General features: G+C 61.6%; 9 protein-coding genes. 1 reads left to right on the top strand and 8 read right to left on the bottom strand.

The features are described from left to right. From C483_RS08595 to C483_RS08580, 4 genes are all read right to left on the bottom strand, one after another. Positions 1–546, bottom strand: a 546-nt coding sequence (locus tag C483_RS08595) for a surface glycoprotein (protein WP_006652965.1), incomplete at its 3' end; no start/stop codon positions are given. Between the two features lie 508 nt (positions 547–1,054). Beyond that, entirely contained in the window at positions 1,055–1,588 is a 534-nt protein-coding gene (locus C483_RS08590; protein WP_006652964.1) for a helix-turn-helix transcriptional regulator, read from the bottom strand. Positions 1,589–1,665: 77 nt separating this feature from the next. Further along, positions 1,666–2,391: a cyclase family protein gene (locus tag C483_RS08585; protein ID WP_006652963.1), complete on the bottom strand. Its 726-nt coding sequence runs from the start codon at positions 2,389–2,391 to the stop codon at positions 1,666–1,668. Between the two features lie 84 nt (positions 2,392–2,475). Further along, positions 2,476–3,630 (bottom strand): acyl-CoA dehydrogenase family protein, encoded by a 1,155-nt coding sequence (locus C483_RS08580; protein ID WP_006652962.1) that lies wholly within the window; start codon positions 3,628–3,630, stop codon positions 2,476–2,478. Between the two features lie 224 nt (positions 3,631–3,854). Between C483_RS08580 and C483_RS08575 the strand changes: the two genes are divergently transcribed. Beyond that, on the top strand, positions 3,855–5,420 hold the full coding sequence (locus C483_RS08575) for a class I adenylate-forming enzyme family protein (RefSeq protein WP_006652961.1): 1,566 nt from the start codon (positions 3,855–3,857) through the stop codon (positions 5,418–5,420). A 52-nt stretch (positions 5,421–5,472) separates the two neighbouring features. Here the strand turns inward: C483_RS08575 and C483_RS08570 are convergent, their stop codons facing one another. From C483_RS08570 to C483_RS08555, 4 genes are all read right to left on the bottom strand, one after another. Next, entirely contained in the window at positions 5,473–6,537 is a 1,065-nt protein-coding gene (locus tag C483_RS08570) for a 3-hydroxyacyl-CoA dehydrogenase family protein (RefSeq protein ID WP_006652960.1), read from the bottom strand. A gap of 139 nt (positions 6,538–6,676) precedes the next feature. Further along, positions 6,677–7,417, bottom strand: a complete 741-nt coding sequence (locus C483_RS08565) for an SDR family NAD(P)-dependent oxidoreductase (RefSeq protein ID WP_006652959.1) — start codon at positions 7,415–7,417, stop codon at positions 6,677–6,679. 232 nt (positions 7,418–7,649) lie between these two features. Beyond that, a complete protein-coding gene (locus C483_RS08560; RefSeq protein WP_006652958.1) occupies positions 7,650–8,459 on the bottom strand; it encodes a CoA-transferase subunit beta in 810 nt (269 codons plus the stop codon). Then, positions 8,456–9,370, bottom strand: coding sequence for a CoA transferase subunit A (locus C483_RS08555; protein WP_241431488.1), 915 nt, complete (start codon positions 9,368–9,370; stop codon positions 8,456–8,458). The genes C483_RS08560 and C483_RS08555 overlap by 4 nt, the downstream gene beginning before the upstream one ends. Between the last annotated feature and the right edge of the window lie 104 nt (positions 9,371–9,474).

Raw genomic sequence — 9,474 nt, 5'->3', positions numbered from 1 at the left:
GGTCTCGGAGGCGTTGATCTGGTCGAGACCGTAGGTGTAGTCGTCTTCGTCAGGTTCGACGGCTGGCTCGACGGATGGCTCCGGTTCCGGCACCTCGTACTCCGGACGGAGCTGAATCGTCTCTGCACCGTCGATGGTCGCGAGTTCGGCCGTGTCGACTGCAGTAGTGTCGACCTCGGCACGGATCGCGTTCGTGATCCAGTAGGTGTTGACTACGTCGACACCGGCGAGGGCGTCGATGTCCTCCGTCGCAGCCGCCTGCGACACCTCAGCGTGCTCCTGCAACTGAGCGATCGCGCGCTCGCGATCGTCACTCAGTTGGCCATCGTACTGATCGAGGACGATGTATACCTGTTCTGTCCCACTCGCTTCTTCGAGTTCGGCATCGATCGACGCCGGTTCGTCGGCATCGACTGCTGATTGGGCGTCACTGTACTCCGTTGCCGCGGCGCTTCCTGCCAGCCCGGTGCCAGCGATCGCGACGAGCGAAAGCACCATGAGGGCCGTAAGCAGGACGGCGGTCAGTTGTTCTCGTGTGTCTGTCATTGGATAGTATTGTCTAAGCGATTGTTGTGACTACGCAGACCGCGCGTACCGTTTCGACAGTTTAGTAACCAAACAATGCTGTTATTTCACACTGTTTGATCACATTACTATCCAATAATGAAGGAGACTATATAATTAACGGTGATTGGTAGTGCCAAGCAGGATCGGAAATTCGTATGTATAGCTATCGAAGTACAGAGTACATCAGAAGTTGGTAATAGATATATTCAGAGTAGAACAGGTGAATGAGGGTGTTCGATCAATCAAACACCGCAGCTTGAACGGCAGAATAGCCGGTTCGTAGTGGCCACAAGATATACGTATAAAATCAATCTACTGACACTGTACGGGATACCTCACAGAACAACAATAAGAATAGTGGCATTTATTTTAAATATCTTCGAATGGATGGGAATATGATGTGTACGAACGACTGTATTAGGGTACTCGAGTACGGGCGAACGCGTGAAAACTGCGACCGGTGATCGGTCTCGGTCTCGGTCTCGGTTTAGCGTGGCGGCTCAACGACATCGAGCCACGCGAGGAACGCGTCGATAATCCGAACACGGAGATCGATGAGATCACGCCGGTATCCGACTGATTCACGGTCCTCGACGGCGGTTTCGTGCGTCTCGTCGATATCGAGCAGGGCCTCGCGGGCGGTGTGCAGTTGGTCTTTGAACTGATTGAGTTCGTCGCGCTGTCGGTCGGTCGGAAGATGATGTAAAAAGCCGAGTTTGAGCATGAGATGCGGACGGAAGGACGGATGCGAAACGTCTTCGACCGGCTCAGTGAGCAGAGACTGCAACCGATCGTGGCCCGAATCGGTCAGTTTGTACGTCGCAACTGGCGTACTGGCCGTCAGTTCGACGTGGCCTTCCTCCTCGAGGTGATCGATCGTGGGGACGAGGATGCCGGTACTCGCACCCCAGTACCGACCGAAGTTGTGCTGCAGTCGCTCGTGAACCGTTTCGACCGATGCTCGGTCTTCTTCGGCGAGGATTCCGAGCACGCCGATACTCGCAAGTTCCCGTTGTTCCATACCCACTCTAGCGGGTCGGGTATCTTAAAACTGGAGTGCAACGAAACCTCGGCGTTCGTGCCGAACGCGACGAGTCGTTAGTCGTCTACGACGGCAAACGCCCGAATCGGACTCGCCGTCGCGCCCTCGAGTGGGAGCGGTGCCGCGTTGAACGTAAACCGGTGGGCAGGAATCTCGTCGACGCCGCGGAGGTGTTCGACGACGAGGACGTACTCCTCCGGTGCGCCATCCCGAAGTAGCACGCGGTGTGCGGGGAACGATACGTCACCTGCCACGTCGACGTTGCCGCAGTCGATGCCAACGACGCTAACCGAGCGCTCGAGCAACCACTCCGCACCCGCCGCTGACAGACCCGGGTGCTCCTCGAGGTACGTCTCCTCGTCGTCTGGCAGGTACGAGTCCCAGCCAGTGTAGAGCAAGACTGAGTCACCCGGTTGGACCTCAACCCCGGCGTCAGCGGCCGCACGCTCGAGTAGCTCCGGTCCGATTTCACCCTTCGCGCCGGCGTCCGAGACGTCGAGCCAGACAGCAGATCCGTAGCACTCCTCGAGTGCGATTTCCTCAGTGGTCGACCCCTCTGGGTGAAGGTGAAACGGTGCGTCGATGTGCGTGCCGTTGTGTTCGGCCAAGAGAACGAAGCCGTTGATCAGCGAGAGGTCCTCGACGCCCTTGCCACGCCAGAGGTCTTCCGCGTCGTCGTGGTTCAGTCGTGTCCCCGTGAGAAAGACCGGGCTCCGGCCGTGACTCGGGTGGTTCGCCATCTCCTCGGTGATCGGTGCAGTCAGGTCTATCAGCTCGGCCATATCCGACGTGTGAGTGGGTATCATATAACAGTTGGCGCTCGGGGCAAGGCGGTCGCTCGAGACTCGAGGTGTCTGCCAAGAGTATTACTCGTACAACTGGTTGGCAACGACAAGCCGGTTGATCTCGTTCGTTCCCTCGTAGATTTGCATACCCTTCGCGACGCGCATGTACCGTTCGATCGGCCGGTCCTTGGAGTATCCCCGCGAGCCGTGAATCTGGACGGCCTCGGTGGCAGCATCCATCGCCACGTCGGTCGCTTTCGCCTTCGCCATCGCAGCTTCCTGGGTGACGCGCTCGCCCTGGTCGCGTTTGGCAGCCGCCTGGAGTGTCAGGAGTCGTGAGGCCTGCACCTCCGTCGCCATATCCGCCAGCTTGAACGAGACGCCCTGGAACTCCCGGATCGGCTGACCGAACTGCTCGCGCTCGTCCGCGAAATCGCGGCTGGCCTCGAAGGCAGCCTGCGCGACGCCGACGCCTTGCGCGGCGGTGCCGATCCGACCGATGTCGAGCCCCTCCATCACGTACCGGAAGCCGCGGCCTTCCTCGCCGATGACGTTCTCGACGGGCACGCGAAGGCCGTCGTACTTGATTTCGCTCTCGATTGCCGCCTCACCCTCCATCGATGGAATATCGCGGACGACCTCGAAGCCGTCTCGCTCCTGTGGATTCGGCACGCCGATGAGACTGACGCCGCCAGCCCCCTCATCCTCGTCGCCAGTTCGAGCGGCAACGACGACGAAATCAGCGACCTCTCCGTTCGTGGTCCAGACCTTGTGGCCGTCGATCACGTACTCGTCCCCGTCGCGTGCGGCGGTGGTCTCGAGTGCCGCCGCGTCGCTACCTGCATCAGGTTCGGTCAGCGAGAGTGCGGGAATCCAGTCGCCGGCACAGATAGAGCCGAGCCACTCCTCGCGCTGCCACTCCGCGCCGAACTCGTGGATCGGATAGCCGACGAGGCTCCCGCAGATGGAGGCGGTGCCGGCGAGAAACTTCCAGCTTCGGGCGAGTTCCTCGATCGTGACCGCGTACGACCGGTAGTCGAGGCCGAGGCCGTTGTACTCCGTGCCGTACTGGACGCCATTGAAGCCGGCTTCGCCGACTTTCTCGACGATTTCGAACGGGAACGTCCCCTCGGATTCGTGTGTTTCGACGTGCGGATCGATCTCCGCCTCGCAGAACTGTCGTACTTCCTCGCGGTGCTCGTGGTGTGCCTCGGTTAGCTCGAAGTGCCCTGTCATGCTATCAGTGCTCACGCGGTCGGCTGATCGTCTGCACAGTTCGCGCCGGAGACCATAACTCTCGGGGCTGGGGCAGACACGGTGCTGTCAGCAAACGACGAGCGAAACGCAATGGATGAAACGAGAGGGAGGCATGGGAGACACGTGAGATGCGCGATACGAGGGTGACGAGAAAATGGGTGACAGTCACTACCATTATTACGGTCCCCTTCGATAGCCGGCATATGAGCCAGCCCACCGGGAGCGACGTGCTTAGCCAGGCCGCCGCGAAGTATCCCGACCAGACCGCGATCCGCGATCCGGACCGAGACGTTACTCGCTCGTTTGCCGACCTCGACGATGGCGCTAAACGCGTCGCCGTCGGCCTCCGAGAACTCGGATTCGAACCCGGCGACCACCTCACGGCGATACTCGTGGACTCCGTCGAATTCCTCGAACTCATGTTCGCCTGCGCTCACGCCGGACTCGTTTTCAACCCTATCTCCTCTCGCATGGCTCCTGAGCGACTGGCGTACGTCCTCGACCACGCCGAATCTGCAGGCCTCGTCTTCGATACCCACTGCCAGGGAACCGTCGCCGAAGTCGCCGCCGAGGACCGCCCCTCGACGCTGATCGGCGTTCGCACCGACGACTCACTCGCAGATCACGCGTACAGTTCGCTCGGGCAGGATGCCGCGCCCGAGGTACTCGAGTCCGGCCGCGAGTATCACGTCAGTATCGACGAGTCCGATCCGGCACTACTCCTCTATACCTCCGGCACGACCGGCCAGCCGAAGGGCGTCCTCCACACCCATCGCAACGTCGTCGAGGCCACGTACGCCAGCCTGCCGTACAACCGCTTCCGACCGACCGATGTCAACCTCGCGCTCGGCCCGATGTACCACGTCGGGCCGCTGCTCTGTAACATCCTGCCGGGGCTCTCGATGGGCGCGACCACGGTCGTCCAGCAGGAGTTCGATCCGGGAACGACACTCGAGTGGATCGAGTCCGAAGGGATCACCGCGATGTGGGGAGTGCCGACGCACTATCGCGCGCTCGTCGACGACGAGTCGATTTCGGGCCGTGACATTTCCCACCTCCGAATGCTCCAGTACTCCGGTGCGGCGATGCCGGAAGTCGTCGCCCGGCGCTGTCGCGAGCACGTGCCGGGCTGTGAATTCGTCAACGCCTACGGGACGACCGAAATCGTCTTCGGGACGGTGCTGTTCCCCGAGTTTCACGACGACAAATTGGGGAGTATCGGCCGTGCGGTGCCGAAGGCCGAGGTTCGGGTTGTGGACCCCGAAAACCCGGAACCCGACGCCGTACTGCCGAGCAACGAGGTCGGCGAACTCCTCGTGAAGACACCGAGTTGTATGCGCGAGTACTGGCGCAACCCCGAGGCGACGGCGGACGCGATCGTCGACGGCTGGTACCGGACCGGCGACCTGGGACGACGCGACGAGGACGACTTCCTCTACTTCGTCGACCGGAAGGACGACATGATCGTCTCCGGCGGCGAGAACATCTATCCGGCGGAAGTTGAGGACGTACTCCACGACCACTCCGATGTCACCGCCGGCGCAGTCGTCGGCGTCCCCGACGAGGAGTGGGGCGCGGTCGTGACCGCCTTCGTCGTTCCCGGCGACGAGTCGCTGACGGCTGACAAACTCGAATCGCACTTCACAGCGTCCGACGCCATCGAATCCTACAAGCGCCCGCGCCGCTACGAGTTCCGCGACGAACTGCCGATGACCCAGAGCGACAAGATCGATCGCCAGGCGCTACTCGAGTCGGTTGCCGACGAGTAGTGTCCCAGTAGTTCTTCCATAGCACTGTAACGCCATAGTACTCTCCTCAGCGTTATTCCGGCTGTCCTGGTTCTGTAGGATCGCCGCCAAAGTCGGCTACAGAAGTGTCCGTGTCCCTTGTTGCGTCTGAACCATCTCCGAAAGCGCCGAGTGCTCGCCGAATCGCCGCAACTCGCTCGTCTCGGCGGCCCGTAATCTCGTCCGGCTCGCGGTCGTAGTCAAAGAATCCCGCACCGGCTTCGATCCCCGTCCGACCCTCGTCGATTCGCTCGCCGTACAGCGGGTTCGCATCGTCTCGATCCGTCAGGTCGGGATAGATGTCGTTCGCACTCGTCTGGAACAACTCGAGTCCCGCGATGTCGACCGTCTCGAGTGGCCCGATCGCAGCCGTCCGGGTCGCGTAGCCGTCCCGAATCGCACGATTCACGTCTTCAGCGGAGGCGATCCCTTCCTCGACGATATGGAGACACTCCCGGATAACGGCGTGCTGCACGCGGTTCCAGACGAAGCCTGGCACGTCACGCTCGACCATAATCGGGTCGCGGTCGACAGCCGCGAGGAACGACCGGAGCCGCTCGACCGTTCGCTCGCTCGTCTGCTCCCCCGGAATAACCTCGACCGGACGGAGCAGATACGGCGGATACCACCAGTGACAGCCGATAATTCGGGCTGCCGCGTCCGGCGCACCGGCGGCGATGTCGGTGATCGGCAGGCCCGACGTATTCGACGCCAGCAACGCATCCCCGTCGGCTTCGTCTGCGAGCGCACTGAATAGCTCGCGCTTGGCGTCGAGGTCTTCAGAGATCGTCTCGAGTACCACGTCAGCGTCGGCGACAGCACGAGCGCGGTCAATCGTGTACGTTACGTCCCCTTCGACGGCGGCCGGCTCGAGTGCGGCGAGGTCCTGTTCGGCCAGAAAATTCGCGGCGTTTCGGGCTCGCTCTCGTGCCCGCTCGAGGTTCGATTCGCGGTGGTCGACCAGCCTGACGGACAGTCCCGACCGCAGGAACTGGACGACGAAGCCGTGACCCATCGAACCGGCACCGATGATGGTGACGGTTGACGGCGTCTCCGAATCCGACTGCGGATCAGATCGGCGATCTAATTCAGTGTCCATGTGTTACAGTTACAATCTCGGTCAGTACCTATCAACAACTGTGCTCCGTTGTCCGACATGTGCTCCGTCGCTCGAGTCGCCGCGATAGAACGGCATAGAACGGCATAGAACGGCGATGGAACAGCGATAGAACAACAAGTCACTGCATCCGTTGCCCGCCGTTGACGTTCACCGTCTCACCCGTCACGAACGTCGCATCCCGGAGGAACGCCGCCGCCTGCCCGATTTCCGACGGCTGCCCGAGCTTTTCGAGGGGTATCTGCTCGCGGCGCTCGCGCTTGTCTGCGTCCGTGTTCGTCTGATCCGTCATATCCGTCTCGATGTACCCCGGTGCGATCGCGTTCACTCGAATATCCGGTGCGAACTCGCTCGCGTGGCTCTTCGTCAGCGCGATGATTCCCGCCTTCGCCGTCGCGTAGTGCGGTTCGTACGCCGCCCCCGCGTGGGCGAGTCGCGAGGAGAGATTGATGACGGACGGGCCTTCGGGCACGGTGGACTCGAGTAGGTGCTCCCGTGCAGACTTCGTCACGGAGAAGGCGCTGGTTGCGTTGACCTCGAGTATCTGACTGAACTCCTCGGCGGACAGTTCGGGGGTGTGTTTGTGCTGGTTGATTCCCGCGTTGTTGACGACGTGGTCGATGCCGCCGAATCGGTCGACCGTTGCGTCGACGAGGCCAGTGACCGCTTCAGGGTCGCCCACGTCAGCCTGCAGGGCGACGGCGTCGCTGTCCGTTTCATCGCGGATCGTGTCGACGACCGCGGTAGCGGCGTCCTCGCTGCTGTAGTAGTTGACGGCAACGTCGTATCCATCCCTGGCGAATCGCTCGGCGATCCCACGGCCGATTCCGCGGGACGCACCAGTCACGAGTGTCGTTGGCATACCACTCCATTTTGCGAGGGAGTACCTAACGTTTTTGTCATACCTTCATTATTTTCGACCGGTGTGTGAGGTATAGCCGAAAAAGTCGGAACCTGATCATTAAGTGTCGAACATGTCGATCACTGTCCGGTCCTTCCCGGGTCGGAGGGAGCTCGAGTTCGAGAGTTGGGGTAGAGTTGCGTCCGAGAGTGGGATTGGAACGGGTGGGAAGGGACGGACGGAGAGACAGCGACTACTCTGCCTGGTCGGTGTAGAGTTCCTCCGGATCGAGCTCCTCGCGAATAAGGCGGAGTTCCTCGTCGGTGGGCTCAGCCGTTTGCTGCAGGTCGTCGGCGAACTCGATCTCCCACCCGGTCTTCGACTGGATCTCGTCGCGAGTTGCGGACGGGTGGAGCGAGTCAACGTACAGTTCACCGTCGTCGTTGAATCGATACACGCCAAGATCAGTGATCACCGCCTCCGGGCCGCCGTCGAGTCCGAGTTCTGCTCGGCCCTCGCGGCCGCCGACGTAGCCCGGGCTCGTGATGAAGTCCACTTCCTCGGGGAACCGGCGTTCCGTGTGCGGCGTGATGATCATCGTTCGATTGACGTGGCAGGCGATTTCGCAGGCCCCACCGCTTCCAGGCAACCGAACGATCGGATCGTCGTAATCGCCGATAACCGTCGAGTTGATGTTTCCGTACCGGTCGATCTGTGCCCCACCGAGGAAGCCAACGTCGAGGCGGCCGGCCTGCAGGTAGTAGTTGAACCCGTTGCGCATCGGTTCGATCGAGAGCGCGCCGGCGGCGAGTCCCGGATCGCCGATCGACAGCGGCGGCGTCTTCGGGTTCGAGCCGATCGTCCCCGACTCGTAGACCATCCGCAGTTCTGGTGCGTGCGTCCGCTTCGCCACGTTGCAGGCGAGATTCGGCTTCCCGATTCCGACGAGCACGGAATCGTCGGACTCGAGTTCCCGCGCTGCGGCGACGACCATCAGTTCGCTGTTCGTGTATGCGCGTTCGGTGTCGGTTTCAGTAGTGGTCTCCGTCTCGTCCGTCGTCATCGGTACTCACCCATATTGACCGGCGTCGCGTAGGCCGTCTCCGGTTCGAGGTCGAAGATGCGTTCGGTGCCAAGCTGTTCGACGTACTCGCGTCTGTCGTCGACGCCGTAGACCCACTCGTCGAGCCATTCCTCGACCGTATCGCGATCGGCCGCGGTCTCAGCCCACGAGAGGTACGCCTCGTTGTCCCGACCGTAGTAGCCCTGCGCGTAGGAGGGGTGCGAGCCGTAGGGCTCGACGACGACGTGGTCGACCTCGTCGGCCGTGATGACGGTCCGGTTCGGATCGCTCCGGATCGTCTCCTCGGAACACTGCTCCTCGACGGAGAGGATCACCGTGTCCGCTGCCAGCGCGGCGAGTTTGACCTCGCCCTGGATCCCCCAGAGGTGGGCGTTGCCGTTCTCGTCCGCTCGCTGGGCGCGAACGACCGCAACGTCGGGTTCGATCGGAGCGACCGCGTAAACGTAGTCGTCCCCAAACGGACTCTCGACCCGCGCGATGTTGTCGTTGTGGTCGGGCAGATCCGAACCGATGAACCCCCGAAGTGGCATGAACGGCAGGTTCGATGCGCCGGCCTCGAGTGCCGCAATCATCCCGAAGTGCGTGTACTCCTCGAGTTCGATTTCCGTGGGATACCCCTCTTCGGCTGCGCGCCGGAACGCGGGGAGGCTACCGACACCGGGGTTGCCTGCCCAGGAGAAGGTTACCTTTCGCGCACAGCCGGCGGCGATCAGTTGATCGTAGATCAGGTCCGGCGTAGCGCGGATGAGTTCGAGGTCCGTACGGCCCTGTCTAATGATTTCGTGCCCCGCGGCGAACGGGATGAGGTGAGTGAATCCCGCGAGGTAGAGACTATCTCCGTCGTCGACGGCTGTCGCGACGGCGTCGTGCATACTGGTCACTTTGCTCATGGATGAGGCTGGATAGTTGAGTGGTAGTCAATAGCAGCCATAAGCGTTGTTATGCATACCGATTTCATCACATCGGCCCAATAGTGGGAACCTGTTTAGAGTAC

The sequence above is a fragment of the Natrialba hulunbeirensis JCM 10989 genome (genome assembly GCF_000337575.1).
Classification (GTDB): Archaea; Halobacteriota; Halobacteria; order Halobacteriales; family Natrialbaceae; genus Natrialba; species Natrialba hulunbeirensis.
Note: the sequence above shows the minus strand (reverse complement) of the source record. Positions and strands in the feature narration are given on the sequence as shown.

Excerpts from the sequence above, each read along its gene's own strand:
- C483_RS08570 (WP_006652960.1), bottom strand. The coding sequence starts at position 6,537 with ATGGACACTGAATTAGATCGCCGATCTGATCCGCAGTCGGATTCGGAG.
- C483_RS08585 (WP_006652963.1), bottom strand. The coding sequence starts at position 2,391 with ATGGCCGAGCTGATAGACCTGACTGCACCGATCACCGAGGAGATGGCG.
- C483_RS08575 (WP_006652961.1), top strand. The coding sequence starts at position 3,855 with ATGAGCCAGCCCACCGGGAGCGACGTGCTTAGCCAGGCCGCCGCGAAG.
- C483_RS08590 (WP_006652964.1), bottom strand. The coding sequence starts at position 1,588 with ATGGAACAACGGGAACTTGCGAGTATCGGCGTGCTCGGAATCCTCGCC.
- C483_RS08560 (WP_006652958.1), bottom strand. The coding sequence starts at position 8,459 with ATGACGACGGACGAGACGGAGACCACTACTGAAACCGACACCGAACGC.
- C483_RS08580 (WP_006652962.1), bottom strand. The coding sequence starts at position 3,630 with ATGACAGGGCACTTCGAGCTAACCGAGGCACACCACGAGCACCGCGAG.
- C483_RS08565 (WP_006652959.1), bottom strand. The coding sequence starts at position 7,417 with ATGCCAACGACACTCGTGACTGGTGCGTCCCGCGGAATCGGCCGTGGG.
- C483_RS08555 (WP_241431488.1), bottom strand. The coding sequence starts at position 9,370 with ATGAGCAAAGTGACCAGTATGCACGACGCCGTCGCGACAGCCGTCGAC.